Annotated in this window: 18 protein-coding genes; 14 read left to right on the top strand and 4 right to left on the bottom strand. The window is 72.6% G+C overall.

What is annotated here, in order from left to right; translation table 11 throughout:
• Positions 1 to 174 precede the first annotated feature (174 nt).
• Together NE234_RS12575 and NE234_RS12580 are read left to right on the top strand one after the other, a co-directional pair.
• Complete coding sequence (locus NE234_RS12575) at positions 175 to 921, top strand: ABC transporter ATP-binding protein (protein WP_256528677.1); 747 nt, start codon at positions 175 to 177, stop codon at positions 919 to 921.
• An 82-nt stretch (positions 922 to 1,003) separates the two neighbouring features.
• Complete coding sequence (locus NE234_RS12580; protein ID WP_252779131.1) at positions 1,004 to 3,409, top strand: ABC transporter permease; 2,406 nt, start codon at positions 1,004 to 1,006, stop codon at positions 3,407 to 3,409.
• Between the two features lie 162 nt (positions 3,410 to 3,571).
• Here NE234_RS12580 and NE234_RS12585 read toward each other — a convergent pair whose 3' ends face one another.
• Positions 3,572 to 3,763, bottom strand: coding sequence for a hypothetical protein (locus NE234_RS12585; protein ID WP_252779132.1), 192 nt, complete (start codon positions 3,761 to 3,763; stop codon positions 3,572 to 3,574).
• On the opposite strand from NE234_RS12585, the gene NE234_RS12590 reads away from it, so the two are divergent.
• Positions 3,762 to 4,652 (top strand): MBL fold metallo-hydrolase, encoded by an 891-nt coding sequence (locus NE234_RS12590; protein WP_252779133.1) that lies wholly within the window; start codon positions 3,762 to 3,764, stop codon positions 4,650 to 4,652. The genes NE234_RS12585 and NE234_RS12590 overlap by 2 nt on opposite strands.
• Before the next feature lie 48 nt (positions 4,653 to 4,700).
• Here the strand turns inward: NE234_RS12590 and NE234_RS12595 are convergent, their stop codons facing one another.
• A complete protein-coding gene (locus NE234_RS12595; protein ID WP_252779134.1) occupies positions 4,701 to 5,201 on the bottom strand; it encodes a MarR family winged helix-turn-helix transcriptional regulator in 501 nt (166 codons plus the stop codon).
• Positions 5,202 to 5,308: 107 nt separating this feature from the next.
• Here NE234_RS12595 and NE234_RS12600 point away from each other — a divergent pair, with 107 nt between their 5' ends.
• The 8 genes from NE234_RS12600 (at position 5,309) to NE234_RS12635 (ending at position 13,453) form a co-directional block, all read left to right on the top strand.
• On the top strand, positions 5,309 to 6,268 hold the full coding sequence (locus NE234_RS12600; RefSeq protein ID WP_252779135.1) for an EamA family transporter: 960 nt from the start codon (positions 5,309 to 5,311) through the stop codon (positions 6,266 to 6,268).
• The gene (locus NE234_RS12605) at positions 6,265 to 6,909 is read left to right on the top strand and encodes an NAD(P)-dependent oxidoreductase (RefSeq protein WP_252779136.1); all 645 of its coding nucleotides are present in this window, start codon (positions 6,265 to 6,267) and stop codon (positions 6,907 to 6,909) included. The genes NE234_RS12600 and NE234_RS12605 overlap by 4 nt, the downstream gene beginning before the upstream one ends.
• A 54-nt stretch (positions 6,910 to 6,963) precedes the next feature.
• Positions 6,964 to 7,578, top strand: coding sequence for a TetR/AcrR family transcriptional regulator C-terminal domain-containing protein (locus NE234_RS12610; protein WP_252779137.1), 615 nt, complete (start codon positions 6,964 to 6,966; stop codon positions 7,576 to 7,578).
• Between the two features lie 49 nt (positions 7,579 to 7,627).
• Positions 7,628 to 8,068, top strand: a complete 441-nt coding sequence (locus NE234_RS12615) for a type II toxin-antitoxin system PemK/MazF family toxin (protein WP_252779138.1) — start codon at positions 7,628 to 7,630, stop codon at positions 8,066 to 8,068.
• A gap of 110 nt (positions 8,069 to 8,178) precedes the next feature.
• Positions 8,179 to 9,375 carry a cellulose-binding domain-containing protein gene (locus NE234_RS45045; RefSeq protein ID WP_305886683.1) on the top strand — a complete coding sequence of 399 codons (1,197 nt, stop codon included), beginning with the start codon at positions 8,179 to 8,181 and terminating at the stop codon, positions 9,373 to 9,375.
• A gap of 207 nt (positions 9,376 to 9,582) precedes the next feature.
• On the top strand, positions 9,583 to 11,214 hold the full coding sequence (locus NE234_RS12625; protein WP_252779139.1) for an APC family permease: 1,632 nt from the start codon (positions 9,583 to 9,585) through the stop codon (positions 11,212 to 11,214).
• Between the two features lie 126 nt (positions 11,215 to 11,340).
• Positions 11,341 to 12,072, top strand: coding sequence for a response regulator transcription factor (locus NE234_RS12630; protein ID WP_252779140.1), 732 nt, complete (start codon positions 11,341 to 11,343; stop codon positions 12,070 to 12,072).
• Positions 12,073 to 12,079: 7 nt separating this feature from the next.
• Positions 12,080 to 13,453 carry a sensor histidine kinase gene (locus tag NE234_RS12635; RefSeq protein ID WP_252779141.1) on the top strand — a complete coding sequence of 458 codons (1,374 nt, stop codon included), beginning with the start codon at positions 12,080 to 12,082 and terminating at the stop codon, positions 13,451 to 13,453.
• On the opposite strand, the gene NE234_RS12640 is transcribed toward NE234_RS12635, so the two are convergent.
• On the bottom strand, positions 13,443 to 14,453 hold the full coding sequence (locus NE234_RS12640; RefSeq protein ID WP_252779142.1) for a TAXI family TRAP transporter solute-binding subunit: 1,011 nt from the start codon (positions 14,451 to 14,453) through the stop codon (positions 13,443 to 13,445). The two genes, NE234_RS12635 and NE234_RS12640, sit on opposite strands and share 11 nt — an antisense overlap.
• A gap of 137 nt (positions 14,454 to 14,590) precedes the next feature.
• Here NE234_RS12640 and NE234_RS12645 point away from each other — a divergent pair, with 137 nt between their 5' ends.
• The 3 genes from NE234_RS12645 (at position 14,591) to NE234_RS12655 (ending at position 20,272) form a co-directional block, all read left to right on the top strand.
• The gene (locus tag NE234_RS12645; protein ID WP_252779305.1) at positions 14,591 to 17,305 is read left to right on the top strand and encodes a right-handed parallel beta-helix repeat-containing protein; all 2,715 of its coding nucleotides are present in this window, start codon (positions 14,591 to 14,593) and stop codon (positions 17,303 to 17,305) included.
• Positions 17,306 to 17,382: 77 nt separating this feature from the next.
• Positions 17,383 to 18,198, top strand: coding sequence for an SAM-dependent methyltransferase (locus tag NE234_RS12650; RefSeq protein ID WP_252779143.1), 816 nt, complete (start codon positions 17,383 to 17,385; stop codon positions 18,196 to 18,198).
• A 175-nt stretch (positions 18,199 to 18,373) separates the two neighbouring features.
• Positions 18,374 to 20,272: a DEAD/DEAH box helicase gene (locus NE234_RS12655; RefSeq protein ID WP_252779144.1), complete on the top strand. Its 1,899-nt coding sequence runs from the start codon at positions 18,374 to 18,376 to the stop codon at positions 20,270 to 20,272.
• 3 nt (positions 20,273 to 20,275) lie between these two features.
• On the opposite strand, the gene NE234_RS12660 is transcribed toward NE234_RS12655, so the two are convergent.
• A complete protein-coding gene (locus NE234_RS12660; protein WP_252779145.1) occupies positions 20,276 to 21,502 on the bottom strand; it encodes a serine hydrolase domain-containing protein in 1,227 nt (408 codons plus the stop codon).
• Positions 21,503 to 21,694: the final 192 nt, after the last annotated feature.

Consider the following 21,694-nt stretch of genomic DNA (forward strand, 5'->3'; position numbering starts at 1 on the left):
CGATGTCGAGAGACGCTGGAGAAGCCCTTCCACACGGGGATCGTATTCAGCGGCGTCGACTCCGCGCGTCACCCCGGGGATGTACGCGGTGTACACCGCCGGGCCGATGGCCTGGGGACGGTGACATCCCCCGGCCGACGCGACGGACAGCGTTCCGTTCCTAGGTTCAGGGCCATGACGAATGCACCCTTGATCGATCTTGTCGATACGACAAAGAAATACGACGACGGCCCACCCGCGCTAGCCGGTGTGACCTTGTCCGTGGCGTCCGGTGAATGCGTGGCGATCCTCGGCCATTCCGGCAGCGGCAAGTCCACCCTGCTCAACCTGATCGCCGGTCTGGACAAGCCCTCCAGCGGCACCGTGACGGTCAACGGCACGCGCGTCGACCAGCTCGGTGAGGCCGGCTCGGCGAAGTACCGCCGGGCGTCCATCGGCATGATCTTCCAGTTCTTCAACCTTCTCGACGACCTGACCGTCTTGGACAACGTCATGGTCCCGGCGCAGTTGGCCGGGATGGGCAAGGGCGAAGCGAAGCGCCGGGCCATCGAGCTGCTCGGCTCGCTGGGCATCGACCGGCATGCCAACGCCTACCCGCAGCGGCTGTCCGGCGGGCAGCGGCAGCGGGTGGCGGTGGCCAGGGCCCTGATGAACAAGCCGGCGCTGCTGCTGGCCGACGAGCCCACCGGCGCGCTCGACTCGAGCTCGGCCGCCGACGTGCGCCAACTGCTACTGGACCTGAACAGCGAGGGTCAGACCATCCTGCTGGTGACCCACGACGTGCAGCTGGCCGCGAGCACCGCGCGTCGCACGATCGAGTTGGTGGACGGAGCGGTCGAGCGGGACGTCGTCAACAGCGGCAGGGGCGCCGGCCTGGCCGCCTACTCGTCGCTGACCCGTCCGGCGGGAGCGGTCGAATGAAGCTGCGCAAGCCGCCGCTGCCCCGGCGCCTCTTCGAGGTCGGATTCCACGCCATGGCCCGCCTGCTGCCGGCGGTGAGCCGGTGAGTGCCCTTGGCAAGGTCGTACGCTCCGGCGTGGGCCGGCGTCGGGTCCAGTCCCTCGTCATGGCCCTGACGACGTTCGCCGCGGTGACGTCATCAGTACTCTCCCTCGGCCTGCTGACCGTCGTGCAGGCCCCGTTCGAGCACGCTTTCAGTGCTCGGAACGGGGCGCACCTGGCGGTCCAGTTCGACGGCTCGAAGGTCACGGCCGCGCAGGCCGCCGCCACCGCCCACGCCACCGGCGTCACCGAGGCGGCCGGACCGTACCCGATCGCCGCCGCCCTGGACACGACCATCGGAACCGACTGCCCCAAGAAGGCTTGGGCCGGTCACGACAACGGTCCGATCACCGTCACCACCCGGCCCGACCTGGGCAGCACCTCTGGGATGGACCGGTTGGCGCTGACCCGGGGGCGCTGGCCGACCGGCCCAGGCGAGATCGCCCTGCCGTGGCAGCGCTATGCCATCGACTGCTTCGGCGATTCGGTGGTGTTCTCCTCCCTGCCGGGCAAGCCGTCGTTCAAGGTCGTCGGCTTCGCCGACTCGGTGACCAACAGCGCGACCGCCTTCGCCACCGCCGACGGCTTCGCGCGGCTCACCGCCGCAGGGGCCAAACCCGACAAACAGATGCTTTACCGGTTCGCCAAGGCCGGGACCAACGCCGACATCGCCACCGACAAGCGGGCGGTGGCCGCCGCCGCGCCACCCGGCACGGTCGAGGCCGGACAGTCGTACCTGACCGCGGAATGGCAGGTGACCGGCAACGCCAAGGCTTACGTGCCGTTCCTGGTCGCCTTCGGGATCTTCGGGCTGATCCTGTCGGTACTGATCATCTCGATCGTGGTCAGCGGGGCCGTGGCCGCGGGAATCCGGCGCATCGGGATTCTGAAGTCGTTGGGCTTCACCCCCTCGCAGGTGGTCCGCGCCTACACCGCGCAGGCCGTGATCCCGGCGACACTCGGTGTGGTGCTCGGCACGGTCTTCGGCAACCTCCTGGCCGTGCCGATCCTGGACGAGGCCACCAAGCAGTTCGGCGCGGCCAGTGCCACGATTCCGTTGTGGGTCAGCGCCGTGGTGGCGCTGGGCACCCTGCTGGTCGTCGGCGTCACGGCTTCGATCCCGGCACTGCGGGCCGGCCGCATGCCGGCGGTCCAGGCCCTGCTGGTCGGCCGCGCTCCCAAGGCCGGGCGCGGTCGGACGGCGCAACGTCTGGCCTCGCGGCTGCCGCTGCCCCGGGCCATGTCGCTGGGACTGGCACAGCCCTTCGCTAAGCCGGCCCGGGCCGTACTGGTCGGTGCGGCGGTGCTGCTCGGCGCGGTGAGCCTCACCTTCGCGGTGGGGCTGGAGGCCGGGTTCAGCAAGTACCTGCAAGCCACCACCTCAGGCTTCAACCACGCGTCGGCGTACGTGATACCCACAGCCGACGTAGGCAAGCCCTGGGGTCTCTACGGCCCCAACGACCCGCGCCACCAGTACCTGGACGCCCCCAAGGTGGCCGCCGCGCTCGCCAGGACCCCGGGCACGAAGGCCGCGTTCGGCTGGGGCGACAGCGGCGCGACCATGGTCGGCGCGCCGACCGGCGGCGAACCGACGAAGGTGTTCACGGTCAGCGGCGACTTCTCCTGGACGAACCTGGAGCTGCTGTCGGGCCGCTGGTACTCGGCGCCCGGCGAGGCCGTCGTCGGCGACAAGCTGGCCACGACAGTGGGGATCCACGTCGGTGACAACGTCACCGTGATGCAGCGGAACAAGCGAACGTCACTGAAGGTCGTCGGCATCGAGTTCGACACCAATTTGGGCGACTACACGGTCATGACGGACGCGGATACTTTCAGCGCCGCCGGTCTGACTCCGCGCATCGACCAGTTCAACGTCGAGCTGGCCTCGAACGTCAAGGGATCGGACTGGTCCACCTCGGCCGCCGCCGCGCTGACCCCGCTGAACGCCTCGGTCCAGCCGAGCTCGGGCGGGAACAACCTCGTGGTGATCACCATGGGCGCCCTGGTGGCCACGCTCACGCTGATGCTGATCGCGGTCGCCGCGCTCGGAGTGCTGACCACCGTGGTGCAGGACACCAGGGAGCGGGTTCATGACCTGGGGATCTTCAAGGCCCTCGGGATGACACCCAAGCAGACCATCGCGATGGTTCTGACCTCGGTGACACTCACCGGCCTGATCGCCGGGCTGATCGGGGTGCCGCTCGGGGTCGCGGTGGAGAAGGCGACGCTGAACCCGATGGGGAACGCGATCGGCCGGCACCTGCCGCCGAGCGTGTCCCACGTCTACACCGCCGGGCTGCTCATCCCCCTGCTGGCCGGCGGGATCGTGATCGCCCTGCTCGGGGCACTGCTGCCGGCCGGCTGGGCGGCCCGGACCCGGACCGCCACCGCGCTGCGGACCGAGTAGGACCCAGCAGGGCCGCCGGTCGCCGCAGCAAAAGCGGTGCTGGGCACTGCACGGCGCGGCAAGACCGCCAATGCCGACCTCCCCCCGTCGATACCCTCGGGAGGTCGGCATTCCGGCGTTCTTCCCTCAATACAAAGGCGTGAGAGGCGCCCAGCATGGCGGTCAGCGGATGAGGGCGCGGGCGATGAGGCGCTGCAGGGCGTCCTGCTCCTCGGCGGACAGAGGGGCCAGCGGAGAGTCCTCGGAGAGCAGGGCGAGCAGGCGTTCGCGGAGTTCGGCGCCCTCGGGGGTCAGGATTACGTTGTGCTTCGTGCCGCCGACCGGTGGCGCTTCCCGAGGACGAGGCAGGACCATGGCCACGACCGCCTTCGATCGCGCGCGGCTGAGCAGCGCGCCGCAGATTCGATCGCTCACCCTGGGCGACGTCACGATCAGTTACGTCCCGGACGGGGTGGTCCGGCTCAAGCCGTACGGCTGGCTGCCGGCCGCCACCGCCGCCGACTGGGCGGCCTACCCCGACCACCTCGACGACGACGGCCTCCTCGTCGCGGGCATCGGCGGGCTGCTGGTCGAGCGAGGAGACCGGGCGTTGCTCATCGACACCGGGTTCGGGCCCGAGTCCTACCCCGACGACCCCGCCAACCCGTTCCTGGGGAGGGTGTACGGCGGCGCGCTGCTGGACGGCCTGCGCCGGCTGGGCCGTGAGCCGCACCGGATCGAGGCCGTCGCCATCACCCACCTGCACACCGACCACCTGGGCTGGGCCTGGAGCGCCGCGCCCGGCACCGGCGCACCGCCGTTCGCGCACGCCACCCACTTCGTCGCGGCGCCCGAGTGGGAGCGGCGCGATCTGGCGGCCGAGGGCGGGGCGACCGAGGAACGCCTGGCCGCCTTCGCGTCCCGCGTCCACCCGGCCGAGGACGGCGAGGAGATCTTCCCCGGAGTGCGGGCGTCGTTCGCGGCGGGACACACCATCGGCCACACCACTTACACCATCACCGGCGGCGACCGGCGGCTCATCGCGTTCGGCGACGCCCTGCACGCGCCGGTCCAGGTGACGCACCCGGAGTGGTCCTGCGGGATCGACCACGACCCCGCCGAGTCCGCCGAGCACCGCCGCCGCCTCGTCGAAGAGCTGAGCCGCCCCGGCACGATCGGCTACGGCGGCCACTTCGCCGACGTCGTCTTCGGGCGCGCCGAACGCCGCCCCGACGGCCGGTTCACCTGGGTCCCCGTCGACTGACCGGCGCCCTCGGATCCGCCAGGGCCGCCCTCGTCGTCCGTGGGCGGATCATTCGATCGACGTGTCGCCGAAGGAGCCGAGCAGGTCGCGCAGGAGATCGGCCAGCTCCCTCCTCCGGTCCGGACTCAGCGAGGCGAGCAGCCGGGCCTCGTTCGCGACGTGGAGCCCGACGACCTCGTCGACCAGGGCCCGGCCCCGCTCGGTCAGGCGGACCCGTACGGACCGGCGGTCCTGCTCGTCGGGAACCCGCTCCACGAGGCCCTTGGCCGCGAGCCGGTCGATCCGGTTGGTGATCGCCCCGGAGGTCACCATCGCGGCGCGGTTGAGCGCGCCCGCCGTCAGCGCGTACGGCGGGCCCGACCGGCGCAGGGTGGCGAGCACGTCGAACTCCCAGTGCTCCAGCCCGTGCCCGGCGAAGAAGTCCTTCAGCTCCCGGTCCACGAGCCTTGACAGCCGGTTGATCCGGCCGATGATCCCCATCGGCCACGCGTCGAGGTCGGGCCGTTCACGGGCCCACTGGCCGAGGATCTGATCCACCGCGTCGCTCACCGGGCACTCCTCTCAACGCAAACAATCTCAACGTTCATCTACTTGACGTTGAGCATCCTTGCGTGCTGTTATCTCAATGTTGAGATTATCAATCTGGAGGGATCGACATGGCCGTTCTCACGGCCCGGCGGGACGCCTCCTCCCCGTCGAGCGTCCGCGATCTGGCCCTCACCGCGCTCACCCCCCTGACGTGGGGATCGACCTACGCCGTGACCACCGAGTTCCTGCCGCCCGGCCGGCCCATGTTCACCGCGATGACGCGGGCGCTGCCGGCCGGCCTCGCCCTCCTCGCCGCCACCCGCGTGCTGCCGCGCGGGGCCTGGTGGTGGCGGGCGGCCGTCCTCGGCGTGCTCAACATCGGGGCGTTCTTCCCGCTGCTGTTCCTGGCCGCCTACCGGCTGCCCGGAGGCGTCGCCGCGGTGCTCGGCGCGGTCGGCCCGCTGTTCGCCCTGGCGTTCGCGGCCCTGCTGCTGGCCGAGCGGCCCACCGCCCGCAAGCTGCTGGCCGCCCTCACCGGCCTCGCCGGGGTCGGACTCGTCGTCCTGCGCGCCGACGCCCGGATGGACGTCCTCGGCGTGCTGGCAGGGCTCGCCGGGGCGGCGTCGATGGCCGCGGGCACGGTGCTCACCAAGCGCTGGGGCCGCCCCGAGGGCGTCGGCCCGCTGGGCCTCACCGCCTGGCAGCTCACCGTCGGCGGGCTGCTGCTGGTGCCGGTGACCCTCCTCGTCGAGGGACCGCCGCCCGCCCTCGACGGGCGTGCCGTCGGCGGCTACCTCTACCTCGGGGCGGTCGGCACGGCCGCCGCGTACTGGGTGTGGTTCCGCGGCCTGTCCCGTCTTCCCGCGACCTCGGTGGCCTTCCTTCCGCTGCTCAGCCCGCTGTCCGCGGCGGTCATCGGCTGGGCCGCGCTCGGCCAGGCCCTGACGCCCCTGCAACTGCTCGGCATGACGCTGGCCTTCGGCGGCACGCTCGCCGGCCAGTGGTCCGGCGGACGGCGCCGCGAGGCCGTACCCGCACCGCCGGCGCCATCCACACCACCCGCCGTCACCGCGAGAAGGAGTTCATGACCATGCGCATCACCGTGCTCGGAGCGGCGGGGGCCGTCGGGCGCCGCGTCGTCGCCGAGGCGCTGTCCCGCGACCACGAGGTCACCGCCGTCGTACGCGACCCGGCCCGGTTCGCCGACCCGCCCGCGGGCGCCCGCGTCCGTACGGCGGACGCCCGGAGCGCCGAGGACGTGGCCCGCCTCGCCGCCGGCCAGGACGTCGTGATCACCGCGACCCGTCCCGCGCCCGGCGGCGAGCCCGAACTCGTCACGGCCGCGAAGGCGCTGCTGGCGGGCCTCGCCGGGACGGGCGTCCGGCTGCTCGTCGTCGGCGGCGCCGCGACCCTCACCGTGCCCGGCACCGGAGGACTCACCGTGGTCGAGGAGCCGGGGTTCCCCGCCGAGTGGCGGCCCATCGCGCTGGCCTGCGCCGATCAGCTCGCGGCCTGCCGGGCCGCGACCGGCGTCGACTGGGCCTACCTGAGCCCGCCGGCGCTGCTGGAGCCGGGCGAGCGCACCGGCGCGTACCGGCTGGGCGCCGACGAACTGCTCGTCGACGCCGGAGGGGAGTCCCGGATCTCCATGGAGGACCTCGCCGTGGCACTGCTCGACGAGGCCGAGAATCCCCGCCACCACCGGACACGTTTCACCGTCGGGTACTGATCTCTGGAGCGTTTTCGTTGACGGGGCCGGTTTCCCACAAGATCCTTATGCGTCATGGGAACCGATGATCGATCGGCGTGGTCCCCCTCGGCGAGCGGACACGGCGACGCCGTACGACATCAGGTGCTCGGGGCTGCCGCCGACATCCTGCGGCCCGCCCCGCCCGGGTCCGACCCGTCCGCGGTGACGCTCTACCTCGCCCTCCTGCAGGACCGCCTCCCCGTCTTCGCGCGCGTCATGAAGGACCTGGGCGCGCGGGTGGGCCGGGGCGAGGTCGCCGAGAACCTCTTCGCCGCCGGGCAGGCGACGATCGGGTTCTACCGGGAGATCCTGGCGGCGAAGGTGTCGATCCTCGCCAGTTCCGACCAGATCGTGCGGCTCCGGCAGGTGTTCCAGAGCCACGGCCTGGGGCCCCAGGCGGCGTACGCCGAGGTCGCGAACTACCTGGAGGGGGAGCGCGGACTCGGGCGGATCGCGGCCGACGTGGACTGCGTGGCTGCCGCGCGGCTGCTGATCGGCGCCTGCTTCAACCACGCGTTCATGAAGATGCTGCTCGGCGACGGGCCCGAGGACGAGGCGTTCGTCGCCCAGATGGTCGGTGGGCTTCGGCTCGGTCACCGCCCCGACCCCGCCGGCTCCGGCGAGGCCCCGCCGGAGCCGACCGGATAGCCGGAGACGACGGAGCAGTCCCGGCCGGGTGGGCGGATAAGCTGCCCGGATGTTCGATCATGGCGAAGACCCGCGGCCCGCGCACGGCGCGGTACGCGAGATCTATACCCCCGAGAGGGCGGCGACCCTCGAGTACTCCCCGGACCTCGACGGCCTCGCGGACCCCGGCGAGATCGTGTGGGCGTGGGTGCCCTACGAGGAGGACCCGTCCCGAGGGAAGGACCGGCCGCTGCTGGTCGTCGGCCGGCACGGCCGCCGCCTGCTCGCGATGATGCTGTCCAGCCGCGACCACGGTGACGACCCCGACTGGCTCGAACTCGGCTCGGGAACCTGGGACCGGGACGGCCGCGAGTCGTACGTGCGGCTGGACCGCGTGTTCGCGCTCGACGAGGACGACATCCGCCGGGAGGGCGCGATCCTCGAACCCGAGCGGTTCGCCCGCATCGCCGCCGCCCTCATGCGCGTGCACGGGTGGAAGGCCACGCGCTGACCCGTCCGGCGTGAAAGGAACGTGGAAGATCCTTGCCGGGCGGTTGAGGTCCTCGCACTCTGGTGCGTACGCGCTTCGGCGCGTACGCGCCGTCCCGGTGAGGAGCAGCCATGCCCGGCCCAGCGAAGACCCGACCCGTGTTCCGCCGGCCCGCCACCTGGCCGTACGGGGCCGCCTCGGCGGTGGTGGGAGCGATCCTCCTGGTGGTCTCGCTCGTGCTGCCCTCCGCCGGGACGGCGTCGGCCGCGCCGCCCTGCGCGGTGACGTACACCCTTGACCAGTGGACCGGTGGCTTCACCGCCCAGGTCAGCGTCACGAACAACGCGGCCCCGGTCACGAGCTGGACGCTGACCTGGACGTTCGCCGGTGATCAGAAGGTCACCTCCGCGTGGAACGCCCAGGTCACCCAGTCCGGGCAGGCCGTCACCGCCCGGGACAGCGGGTACAACGGCGCGCTGGCGACCGGAGCCTCGACGAGCTTCGGGTTCCAGGGGACGTTCAGCGGCCAGAACGCCGCCCCGGCCGACTTCGCGCTGAACGGCGCGAGCTGCGAGGGGGACGGCACTCCCACTCCCACGCCGACCCCCACCCCGACGCCGACTCCCACGCCCCCGACGTCGTGCGCGCAGGCGGCCTTCTGCGACGGCTTCGAGAACCAGACCGGATCGACGCCGTCCGGGGCCTGGCAGCCGTCCTACCCCGACTGCCAGGGCTCGGGAACGGTCGCGATCGACCACACGCAGGCGCACGGCGGCACGACCTCGCTCCGCGTGGACGGCGGCGCGACGTACTGCGACCACGCGTTCGCGGTCAATACGACCGGCGTGGCGGCGGCCGGCTCGGTGATCTATGTGCGCTACTACGTCCGGCACACGCAGGCGCTGCCCGCCGGTCACGTGGCCTTCACGACGCTGACCGACGCGGCGGACGGGAACAAGCACCTGCGGCTCGGCGGCCAGAACCAGGCGCTGCAGTGGAACCGCGAGTCCGACGACGCGACCCTGCCCGAGCAGAGCCCGACGGGCGTCGCGATGAGCGTGCCGCTGCCCGTGAACCGGTGGTCCTGCGTGGAGTTCGCCCTCAACGGGACGAACGGCACCATGAGCACCTGGCTGGACGGAACCGAGGTCGCCGGCCTGCACCTGGACGGCACCCCGACGCCGGACGTCGACCGCCAGTGGCTGAGCCGGGCGAACTGGCGCCCGCGCCCCGTCGACCTGCGCCTCGGCTGGGAGAGCTACGGCGGCGCGCGGGACACCCTCTGGTTCGACGACGTGGCCGTCGGTTCGTCGCGCATCGGCTGCTGACCGGCCGAGCCCGTCGACGGACCCAGGCCGAGCCCTTCGACGGACCCAGGCCGAGCCCGTCGACGGACCCAGGCCGAGCGCCGCCGTCGCCGTGGAACCTCAGATCTCGCTCAAACGTCTCGGGTCGCGCCCCCGCGCGGGGGAATCCTCGTCCGCATCGCGCGAGACATCCCCCCGCTTCGAGCGCGCGACGAGATGGAGTGATCAATGGCGACCGCGTCATCCGTGTCCGGGTCCGCGTCGACCGGTGACTACCGGCGGCGACTGGGGACCTTCTCACTGTTGATGGTCGGGCTCAGCTCGATCATCGGCTCGGGCTGGCTGTTCGGCTCGTGGAAGGCCGCGAAGGTCGCCGGACCGGCGGCCCTCTTCGCGTGGATCATCGGTGCGGGCATCATGATCCTCATCGGCCTGTCGTACATGGAGCTGGGATCGACCTTCCCCAAGTCCGGCGGCATGGTCCGCTACGCCCAGTACTCCCACGGCTCGCTCGTCGGCTACATGGGCGGCTGGTCGAACTGGATCGCGATCGTCTCGGTCATCCCCATCGAGGCCGAGGCCTCGATCCAGTACATGAGCTCGTGGAAGTGGCACTGGGCCAAGGGACTGTACGACGGGAAGGAACTCCACCCGATGGGACTGGCGCTCGCCGCCGTCCTCGTCGTCGTGTACTTCCTGCTCAACTACTGGACCGTCCGGCTGTACGCGCTGGCGAACAACTTCATCATGATCGTGAAGTTCACCGTCCCGGCGCTGACGGTCATCGGCCTGATCGCCTCCGGCTTCCACGGCGGCAACTTCGTCCACCACGGCGGCTTCGCCCCGTACGGCTGGGCGGCGGTGCTCAGCGCGATCGCGACCTCCGGCGTGGTCTTCGCCTACAACGGCTTCCAGAGCCCGATCAACCTGGCCGGTGAGGCGCGCAACCCCGGCCGCTCGGTGCCGATCGCGCTGATCGGCGCGCTGGTCGTCGCGGCACTCGTGTACGTCGGGCTGCAGACGGCGTTCATCGGCGCCGTGCCCGGCCACCTCCTCGGGCACGGCTGGTCCGGCATCGACTTCAACTCGCCGTTCGCCGACCTCGCGATGGCCTGGAACCTCAACTGGCTGGCCGTGACGCTGTACGCCGACGCGTTCGTCTCCCCGTCCGGCACGGGCATGACCTACACCGCGTCCACGGCGCGGATGATCCAGGGCATGAAGGAGAACGGCTACTTCCCGAAGATCCTGGGTTACGTCCACCCGAAGTACGGCATCCCGCAGCCGGCCATGTGGTTCAACCTCGCGGTCTCCTTCGTCTTCCTGTTCACCTTCCGGGGCTGGGGCTCGCTCGCCGAGGTCATCTCGGTCGCCACCGTGATCTCGTACGTGACCGGGCCGGTCTCCGCCATGGTCCTGCGGCGCACCTGCCCGGACCTGCCGAGGCCCGCCCGCGCGCCCGCGCTGAAGGTCGTCGCACCGGCCGGGTTCATGTTCGCCTCCCTGCTGCTGTTCTGGTCGAAGTGGCCGCTGACCGGCGAGGTCATCGGGATCATGGCGCTCGGCCTGCCGATCTACGCCTACTACGGCTGGCGGCAGGGGATCGCCGCGTGGGGCCCGCACCTGCGGGCCGGGATCTGGCTCGTCGCCTACCTCGCGTGGATGGCGCTGCTGTCCGCGCTCGGCAGCGCCAAGTTCGGCGGCCACGACGTCATCCCGTACGGCGTGGACATGGCGGTCGTCGCGGTCACGTCACTGGGCTTCTACGCCTGGGGCGTCCGCAGCGGCTGGGCCGGGCCGTCCCGCGAGGTCGCGGGGGAGTCCGCGGTCGGCGAGACCGACCTGGCCTCCGTCGGCTGACCCCGAGTACTCCGGGCCCTCCCCCTCCGGCGCCGGGGAGGGCCCGGTCCCATTCGTGTGATCGGCCCGGTACGGTGTGCGATTGAGGCGAAAGATCGCGTTGGTCGCCTGACGGAAGGAGCGACGGTGCGGCTACTCGTCGTCGAGGATGACGTCCGCGTCGCCGCGGCGCTGTGCTCGGTGCTCCGCCGGCACGGCTTCGAGGTCGACCCGGCCTGCACCGCCGCCGAGGCGCTCGAACGCCTCGTCAACGAGCCGGACGTCATCCTGCTCGACCTCGGCCTGCCCGACAGCGACGGGTTCGAGCTGTGCGGCCGCATCCGCGCGGTCCGCGACGTCCCGATCATCATGGTGACCGCGCGGTCGGACGTGCGCTCCCGGATCCACGGCCTCCACCTCGGCGCCGACGACTACGTCGTGAAGCCGTACGACGTCGGGGAGCTGATCGCGCGCATCCACGTCGTCAGCCGCCGCTCGGCGCGGCACGACGGCGCCCGTCCCGCCGAACCGGCCGCGGCCGAGCTGATCGCCGGGCGGATCCACCTGGACCGGCTGCGCCGGGTGGTCAGCGTCGACGGGGTTCCGGCGAGCCTGACCCGCAAGGAGTTCGACCTGCTGGCGGTCCTCGCCCGGCGGCCCGGCGTCGTCTGCCCCCGCGACCAGTTGATCAGCGAGGTCTGGCACACGAACTGGCAGGGCAACCAGCGGACGCTGGAGGTCCACATCGCCTCGCTGCGCGCCAAGCTGAAGGTGCCCGGCGCCATCCAGACCGTGCGCGGCGTGGGCTACTGCGTCACCGCGGACGGCGGCCCGCAGCCCGCGCCCCCGCATCCGCGATCCGCGCCCCCGCATTCGTGATCCGACCGTGCGCGCCCGCCTGATCCTCGTCCTCAACACCCTGGTCATCTGCAGCCTGCTCGCGCTCGGCGTCCCGCTGGCCACCAGCATCGTCCGGCAGCACCAGGACGCGCTGTTCCAGGACCGGCTGGACGACACGTCGCGGTTCGCCTCCATCGTGGCCGGCGAACCCCTCGGCACGTCGCCGTCGGAGATCGGCGAGGAGCTCACCCGCTACCACGACGTCTACGGGACCTCCGCGGCGGTCGTCGACCGCCAGCGCTCGATCCTGCTCGACACGCCCGGCTATCCGGGCAACGACGCGGACGCCGTCCGGGCCGGGCTGCGCCAGGCGTTCGCCGGCAGGCACAGCGCCGACACCGGCACCATCTGGCCGTGGGAGGACGGCCCGCTCGTCGTGGCCGCGCCGGTGACGCGGAACGGCGACGTCGTGGGCGCGGTCGTCACGGTCTCGCCGACGGGCCGGATGCGGGCCGCCGTCGCGCGGGACTGGGCGCTGCTCGCCGCCGCGGAGGCCGTCGCGGTGCTGCTCTTCCTCGCGCTGGCCCACCTGGTCGCCACCTGGATCCTGCGCCCGGTCCGCGCGCTCGACGCGGTGACCCACACGATCGCGACGGGGCGGCTCGACGTGCGCGTCCCGGCCGCGACCGGCCCCCCGGAGCTGCGCCGCCTCACCGCGTCGTTCAACGAGATGGTGCAGAAGGTGGAGGCCACGATGGAACGCCAGCGCGCGTTCGTGGCCGACGCGTCGCACCAGCTGCGCAATCCGCTGTCCGCCGTCATGCTGCGGCTGGAGGGCCTGGCGCTGTCCCTGCCCCCCGGGTCGGAGGAGGAGATCCAGGATCTGCGACACGAGGCCGAGCGCCTCACGCGGGTCCTGGACGACCTCCTCGAACTCGCCCTCGCCGAGGAGCACGGCGCCACGGTGGAGACCATCGACCTGGCCGTCCTCGTCGACGAGCGCGTCACCGCCTGGCAGGTCGTCGCGGACCGGCGGGCCATCGAGGTGCGCCGCCGGTGGACGGGACCGGTGCTCGGCGCCGCCGACCCCACCGGTCTGGGCAGCGCGTTCGACGCGGTGATCGACAACGCGCTGAAGTTCTCCCCGGAGGGATCGGCCGTCACCGTCGAACTGGCCGCGGTCGGCGACGACGTCGAGATCCGCGTCACCGACGAGGGCTCCGGCCTGCCGCCGGAGGAGCTCGCCCGCATCGGTGACCGGTTCTGGCGCAGCCCGGGTCACCAGAACGTCGACGGTTCCGGGCTGGGCCTGTCGGTCGCCCGTACGCTCCTGGAGGCGAGCGGCGGCCGGCTGGAGATCGCCGCCGCCGACGGCGCGGGCCTGTGCGTGACCATGGCCGTCCCCGCCGTCACCGCCTGATCGAGCGGTAGTACCGCAGCGCCCCCGGGTGCAGGGGGACCGGGTCGGTCTGGATCGCGCTGCGCACGTCCAGCAGCTCCGCCGAGGGCACCGCCGCGGCGAGGGCGTCCCGGTCCCGGATGAGGATCTCGGTCACGCGGTAGGCGAGCCCGTCGTCGAACGAGGCCGGGACGGCCAGGAAGTTGGCCAGGGCCAGGGTCTGGGTCTCGTCGACGTTCACGTAGGTGCCGCTCGGGATCGTCGCCGCGCGGTAGTACGGCCCGTACTGGCTGCGGATCTGCGGCGCCAGCCCGCCCAGCGGGATGAGGCGGATGGGGATCCGCTCGGCCAGGTCGGCGATCCCGGCGGTCGGCAGGCCCCCGGACCAGAAGAACGCGTCGATCAGGCCCGACCGCAGCCCCGCGGGCGCGTAGTCCAGGCCCATCCGCACCGGCGTCAGGTGCCCGGTCAGCCCGGCGGCGGTCAGCACCCGCCGGGCGACGAGCTCGACGCCCGACCCCTTCGCGCCGACCGAGACGTGCCGGCCGCGCAGGTCGTCGATCGTGTGGAAGCTCGACGACTCCAGGACCACCAGGTGGAGGTAGTCGTCGTACAGGCGGGCCAGCGCCCGGATCGGCGCGTCGGGATCGGGCGTCGCCGTGCCGTGCTCGGACGCCGCCGCGCCGGCGGCGTCGGCCGCCAGGAACGCGAGCCGGTCGCCGCCCCACCGCAGCCACTGGAGATTGTCCAGGGAGCCGGTCGTGACGTCCGCCGAGGCGCGCACGCCCGGGAGGCGGTCGTCGAGGAGGCGGGCGAGCCGCCGGCCGTACCGGTAGTAGACCCCGTCCGTCACCCCGGTCGCGATCGGCAGGGGTCCCTTCCGGTAGCGGCCTCCCGCGCCGGTCAGGCCGCAGCCGCCGATCGCGGTGGCGGCCGCACCCAGGCCCGCCAGCAGGGCGGTCCTCCGGTCCGGCATGCCCGGCCGGCCGGGGTAGCCGGACCATCGCGCACGGTAGGACATGAGGCATGATCTCACTCGGCGGAGCCGCGTGGTGACGGTTGCCCGATCGTGATCCGCGCCACGCCGTCCCGGAGCCGGACGCGGGACGGCGACACTCGCATGTGGCAGGTGAGCCTGGCAAGCTTGATCGCGTGGGTATGCCAGGGAACACGGATCGTGAGGAGTTCCGTGTCAAGGCGGGCTGGCAGCGCGTCGCGCCCGGAGCCTGGGGCGGGCACCGTACGATCGGCGCCGCCGTGCGCGCCGCGGCCGACGGCGCGGTGGTCTCCGTCCAGCCCGGCGTCTACAACGAGGCGCTGATCATCGACCGGAACGTCACGATCGTCGCCGCGAAGGGGGCGGGCACGGTGCGCGTCGTCTCACCGCACGGGCCCGCGCTCAGCCTGCACGACTGCTCGGCGACCGTGCGCGACCTGACACTGGAGGCGGCGGGCTCCGCGGACGTGGCCGTGCTCGGCCGCGACGGCGCGCCGGTCCTCGAACGCTGTGAGATCAACGGGGGCGGCATCACCTTCACCGACGCGACCTTCACGCTGCGCGGCTGCGACCTGCGCGACGCCGGCCAGGGCGTGCGCGTGACGGGCACGAGCAAGGGGATCATCGCGGACTGCACCGTGCGGTCCGTGGCCGGGGCGGGCGTACGGCTCGACAGCACCGCCCAGGTGGAGTGCGTCCGCACCGTCGTCGACCGGACGCGCGGCCCCGGCCTGCAGCTCGGCGGCGCCGCCCACGGGATCTTCACCGACTGCAAGATCCGCAGGTCGGGGAACGCCGCGCTGGTCATCGGCGGCGCCGCGTACGCCTCCCTGCGCGGATGCGAGCTGCACGACTCCGGAGCACAGGGCGTGCGCCTGGAGGACTCCGCGGGGGCGGCGGAGCCGGCGCCGGCCGCGGCCCACCGCGACGAGGCCGAGGGCGCCTCGGCCGGGCTGGAGGACCGCCGGGTACGGCTCGAGGGCTGCGAGATCGTCCGCACCAAGGCGGAGGGCGTCCTCGTACGCGGGGAGGCCGCCGCCCGGCTGAAGGACTGCCAGGTCCGGGAGACCGACGCGGTGGCGATCGTCGCGACGGGGTCGTGCCGGCTGGACCTGGAGGACGTGCGCGCCGTCGACGTCACCGGGACGGCGCTGGTCGTCACCGGGGCGGGCGCGGTGCGCGCACGCCGGTCGGTGTTCGCCCGGTCCGGGGCCAACGGTGTGCACTGCAAGGGCGACGCGGTCGTGTCCCTGCGGGAGTGCGAGATCGCGAGGACGGCGTTCACGGCCGTCCACCTCGGCGGTGGCGCCCGCGCCACGCTGCAGGACTGCCACGTCCGCGAGACCCCCGAGCACGGCGTACGGGTCGACGAGCGCGCCGACCTGTTCGCCGAGCGGACCCGGATCGAACGCGCGCGGCTCGCCGGGGTGTCGATCGAGGGCGCCGACGCGGTGCTGCGCGAGTGCCGGATCAGCGACGTGGAGATGGGCGCCCAGATCACCACCCGGCACCGGCCCCTCCTGGACGACTGTGAGTTCTCCGACGTGGCCCGTACCGGGATCGAGGTCGGGCCCGACACCGGCGTGCTGATCCGCGGCGGCAAGGTCTCGGGGACCGGGTCGGCGGGGGTCTTCCTCGACGAGGGCAGCGAGGCGTGGATCGAGGACGCCGAGATCTGCGACACCGAGGGCAGCGCGCTGGTGATCTGGACGGGTGCCCGGCCGCGCGTCCGGTCGGTGACGATCGCCCGGTCCGGGAAGAACGGCGTGTACCTCAACGAGGGGGCCGCCGGGGTGCTCGAGGACTGCGACATCTCCGAGACGGGCTTTCCCGCCCTGTACGTCGGCGCGCACGCCACGCCCACCGTGCGCCGCTGCCTCGTGCACGACACCCGCGAGGACCTCACGGTCGCGGACGGCGCCGAGCCGGTGTTCCAGGACTGTCGGACCGGCAATGTCGCCACGAGCGCGATCCCGTCCGCCGAGCGCAGCCAGCGCGCCGTCCCGCGCCCCGGAGCCGCGCACGCCACCGCCCGCGGCGCCCTCACGGAGGGCGACGGCAGGGAGGACCTGGCGGACCTGCTCGCCGAGCTCGACCGGCTGGTCGGCCTGAGCCGCGTGAAGCAGGAGGTCGCCTCGCTGGCCAAGCTGATGCAGATGGTCAAGCGCCGCGAGGAGGTCGGCCTGTCGCCGCCGCCGCTGTCGCGGCACCTGGTCTTCGCCGGCAACCCCGGCACCGGCAAGACGACCGTCGCCCGGCTGTACGGGCGCATCCTCGCCGCCCTCGGGCTGCTGTCCAGCGGGCACCTGGTCGAGACCGACCGCGGCGACCTGGTCGGGGAGTACGTCGGCCACACCGCGCCGAAGACGCAGGCGGTCTTCAAGCGGGCGCTGGGCGGCGTGCTGTTCGTCGACGAGGCGTACGCCCTCGCGCCGTACGGGCAGAGCAACGACTTCGGGCAGGAGGCCATCGCCACGCTGGTCAAGCTGATGGAGGACCACCGCGACGAGGTGGTGGTCATCGCGGCGGGCTATCCCGGCGACATGGAGCGGTTCATCGACTCCAACCCCGGTCTCGCGTCGCGGTTCACCCGTACGCTGACCTTCGAGGACTACTCGTCCGAGGAGCTCGTCCGCATCGTGCAGTACCAGGCCCGGCAGCACGACTACCACCTGCCCGAGGACACCCTGGCCCGGCTGCTGGAGTTCTTCGAGCGCTACCCGCGCGGGGCGCGCTTCGGCAACGGCCGCGCGGCCCGGCAGGTGTTCCAGCGGATGACCGAGCACCAGGCGCAGCGGGTCGCGGAGCTCCGCGCGCCGACGAAGGACGACCTGACGATCGTACGGCCGGAAGATCTTCCGGATGCTCCGCTTTGAGGCGTTGTCACGTAGTTCTGCGGTAGGCGTCGGTTTCTGGGATCATTCGACCTGTGGTGGTCCGTGAGGGGGCGAAGGTGGAGTCTGGTTCGAGGTCGTCCGGCTTCGACCCGACCATGCCCAACGAGGCCCGGATGATCGACTACATCCTCGGCGGAAAGGACAACTTCGCCGCCGACCGGGCGGCCGCCGAACGCGCCCTCGCTCTGGCGCCCGAGCTTCCGATCATGGCGCGGGAGTCCCGTAACTTCCTCGTCCGCGCGGTGCGCTTCATGGTGGCCGCCGGAATCCGGCAGTTCGTCGACGTCGGCTGCGGGCTGCCGACCCGGGGCAGCGTGCACGAGGTCGCGCACGCCACGGCCCCCGAGGCGCGGGTCGTGTACGCCGACCAGGACGCGCTCGTCGTCAACCACGCCCAGGCGCTGCTCGCCGGCTCGCCCGGGACCGCGGTCATCCGCGCCGACATGCGCGACCCCGACGCGCTGCTCGCCCATCCGCGGCTGACGGAGCTGATCGACCTGCGGCAGCCGGTCGGGATCCTGCTCGTCGGCGTGCTCAGCATCATCCCGGAGGACGACGTCGCGGTGCGCATCGTCGAGGGGTTCCGCCGGGGGATCGCCTCCGGCAGTTACCTGGCGATCAGCCACGCCATCTCCGACCCCCGGCCCCAGGTCACCGAGAAGCTCGCCGAGCTCTACCAGGACGAGCAGATCGTCAGGGGCAGTCGGCGGCGCAACGTCCGCAGCCTGGCCGAGGTCGAACCCTGCTTCGCGGGGCTCGACCTCGTCGAGCCCGGTATCGTCAAGGTGCCGGCCTGGCGTCCGGACTCCGGCGTACCCGCCGTCGACCCCGAGATGATCTGGTCGGTCGCGGGCGTGGGGCGAAAGCCCTGACCGGCGTGCCCCGGCACCCGCCCACCTCGAGCGTTCACCCCCGCCCGGCCGTGCCCGCCTGCGTGCTCGTCCCATCGGCCCGGTCCTTACAGGAACGCTCCAACCCGGGGTGCGGTCGAACGGCGCCGACCGGGACGGTGTAGGCGTAGAGGTGAGCTTTGGGAAGGACCAGTCGATGATGACCCCCAACGAGTCCGACGGCGTGACCGACGGCGGCGCGACGGGCGACGGCGTGACCGACGGCGGCGCGACGGGCGACGGCGTGACCGACGGCGGCGCGACGGGCGACGGTGTGACCGACCGCGGCACGGCCGCCGACGGTGTGACCGACGGTGGTACGACCGGTGACGGTGTGACCGACGGTGGTACGGCCGGTGACGGTGTGACCGACGACGGCGGCGCCGTGACCTTCGCGGACCTGCCGTTGCGGCCGGAGCTGCTGAACGCGCTGTCCGGCCTGGGCTACGAGGAGCCCACCCCCATCCAGCGCGAGGCGATCCCGCCGCTGGTGGAGGGCCGCGACCTCGTCGGCCAGGCCGCGACGGGGACCGGCAAGACCGCGGCGTTCGCGCTGCCGATCCTGCAGCGGATGCCCGAGGACGGCCGGGGCGCCGGGCCGATGGCCCTCGTCCTCGTGCCGACCCGTGAGCTGGCCGTCCAGGTCTCCCAGGCGTTCCACCGGTACGGCCGGGGCATGGGCGTGCGGGCGCTGCCGATCTACGGCGGCCAGCCGATCGGATGGCAGATCAAGTCGATCGAGCGCGGGGTCGACGTCGTGGTGGCCACGCCGGGCCGGGCCCTCGACCACATCGGCCGCGGCACCCTCAAGCTGGAGACCGTCCGCGCCGTCGTGCTCGACGAGGCCGACGAGATGCTCGACATGGGCTTCGCCGAGGACATCGAGGCGATCCTCCAGGAGACCCCGGAGGACCGTCAGACCGTGCTGTTCTCGGCGACGCTGCCGCCGCGCATCGAGGGCATCACCGGGCGCTACCTGCGCGAGCCGGTCCGGATCCAGATGGGCCGGGAGGCGCCGGCGCCGGGCGAGGCGCCGAAGGTGCGCCAGGACGCGTACGTCGTGGCCCGCGCGCACAAGCCCGCGGCCCTCGGCCGGCTCCTCGACGTCGAGTCGCCCGCCGCCGCGATCGTCTTCTGCCGTACGCGCGAGGAGGTCGATCAGCTCACCGAGAGCCTGAACGGCTCCGGCTACCGCGCCGAGGCGCTGCACGGCGGGATGAGCCAGGAACAGCGGGACCGGGTCATGAGCCGGCTGCGCAACGGCACCGCCGAGCTGCTCATCGCCACCGACGTGGCCGCGCGCGGGCTCGACATCGAGCAGCTCACCCACGTCGTGAACTACAACGTCCCCTCGGCGCCCGAGTCGTACGTGCACCGCATCGGCCGGGTCGGCCGCGCGGGCCGCGAGGGCGTCGCGATCACCCTCGCCGAGCCGCGCGAGCACCGGATGCTCAAGGCGATCGAACGCCAGACGAAGCAGCGGATCACCGTGCAGAAGGTCCCCACCGTCGCCGACCTGCGGGCCCGTCGGTTCGACCTGACCCGCGCGGCGCTGCGCGAGAGCCTCCTCGAGGACGACCTGGAGCACTTCCTCGCCATCGTCGAGCCGCTCGCCGAGGAGTTCGACGTCATGGAGGTGGCGCTGGCCGCGGTGAAGCTCGCGTACGACTCCAGCGGGGCGACGGTCGACGAGGAGGAGATCCCGGAGGTCGCCTACAAGCCAGGCCGCGACGGCCGTGACGGCCGCGAACGCCGGGACGGCGGCCGCCGTGACCGTCGCGGCCGCGGTCCCGCGCAGGGCATGACCCGGCTGTTCGTCGGAGCGGGCCGCAGCGCCGGCATCCGGCCGCAGGACCTGGTCGGCGCGATCGCCGGCGAGTCCCGCCTGGCCGGGCGCGACATCGGCACCATCGAGATCGCCGACCGGTTCTCCCTCGTCGAGATCCCCGAGGGCGCGGCGGACGACGTCATCAAGGCCCTCCGCAGGACCACGATCAAGGGCCGCAAGCCCACCGTCCGCCGCGAACGCGACGCCGCCCCCCGCCGCCCCCGCTGAGGGTCAGCCCGAGGTGGGAGCGTCGAGTGACGGGTCGAAGGCGGCAGCGGCGATCTTCATGACGTAGGGCTGCTCCGAGCCGTCCTTGTTGCCCGTGGGGTTGAGCGAGTAGACGAGGACGCGGCGGAGGTCGCGGGTGGCGAACATCCCGCTGGTGTAGCCGGGGCGGGAGCCCGTCTTGCCCCAGCCGGTCAGGCCGTTCGGCAGGGTCGTCCGCGTCAGGCCCGCGCTGTAACAGGCGCGGCCGGCGTCCGGCCCGATGTTGCAGTTGGCCTTGTCGGCGTACTCCACGTTCGGCACGGTGAACATCGCGCCGAGCACGGACCGGGGCACCACGCGGCCCTGGAAGAGGGCGCGGATGAAACGGGTGAGGTCGTCCGCGCTGGAGATGATCCCGCCTTCGGCCCACGGGTAGGGGCTCTGCTCGGACACGTCGTGCAGCACGGTCGTGCCGTTCGTGGTCACCGCGACGTAGCCGTGGGAGTGGGGGCCGGGAAGGCGCGGGTCGCGCCGGTCGAGGACGTACGTGGCGTTCAGGTGCAGCGGCCGGAGGATCCGCCGCTGCACCTCGTCGGCGTAGGACCGTCCGGTCACCTTCTCGATGAGCAGTCCGGCGACGAAGTAGTTGATCCCGTTGTAGCGCTGGCGGGTGCCGGGCGGGAAGTCCATCGGGTACTTCATCGTGTCGGCGACGATCTCCTGGGGCGTCCAGCTGTCGAACCGGTGGTCCACGAACCACTGGTTCGGGTCGCCCTCCGGCTCGCCGAGGCTGCCGCCGTGCGGCAGCCCGCTGGTGTGGTCGAGGATCTGCCGTACGGTGACCTCGGGGTAGGACGCGGGCAGGAGGCCCGGCAGGTAGGACTGGACGGACCGGTCGAGGTCGACCTTGTGCTCGGCGGCGAGCTGCAGGACGACCGCCGCGGTGAACACCTTGGAGATGCTGCCGGCCCGGAACCGGCCGTCCGCCGGAACGGGCGTCCCGGTCCGTACGTTCCCGACGCCGGAGGTGCCGCTCCAGTGGCCGGCGGGCCCGGTGATCTTCACCATCGCGCCCGTCACCGTCGCGTTCGGCAGCCCGGCGATGGCCGCGCGCAGCGCCGCCGGGTCCAGCGGCGGCAGCGTTCCCGTGACCGGGGGAGCGGCCGAGGCCGTCGCGGCGCCGCCGATGACGGAGGCGGCCAGAACGGCCCCGGCGAGTGCCAGTGATCTTCTCGTCCGTGAAGGCTTCATGGACTCGATTGAACCGACGGGCGAGTGCGACGCCCATGGCGCGGGCTTCCGTCTCCGGGGTGACGCCAGGTACACCGCTCTCCTGGAGCGAGTGGCAGGACGAGCCCTCCGACCAGGCCACACGTCCCTGGGCGCGGGGGTCATGAGAGCACCGGCACCGATCTCCCGTACGGGACGGGGCCCGCCAGATGC

Source organism: Actinoallomurus rhizosphaericola (assembly GCF_024055675.1).
Classification (GTDB): domain Bacteria; phylum Actinomycetota; class Actinomycetes; order Streptosporangiales; family Streptosporangiaceae; genus Actinoallomurus; species Actinoallomurus soli.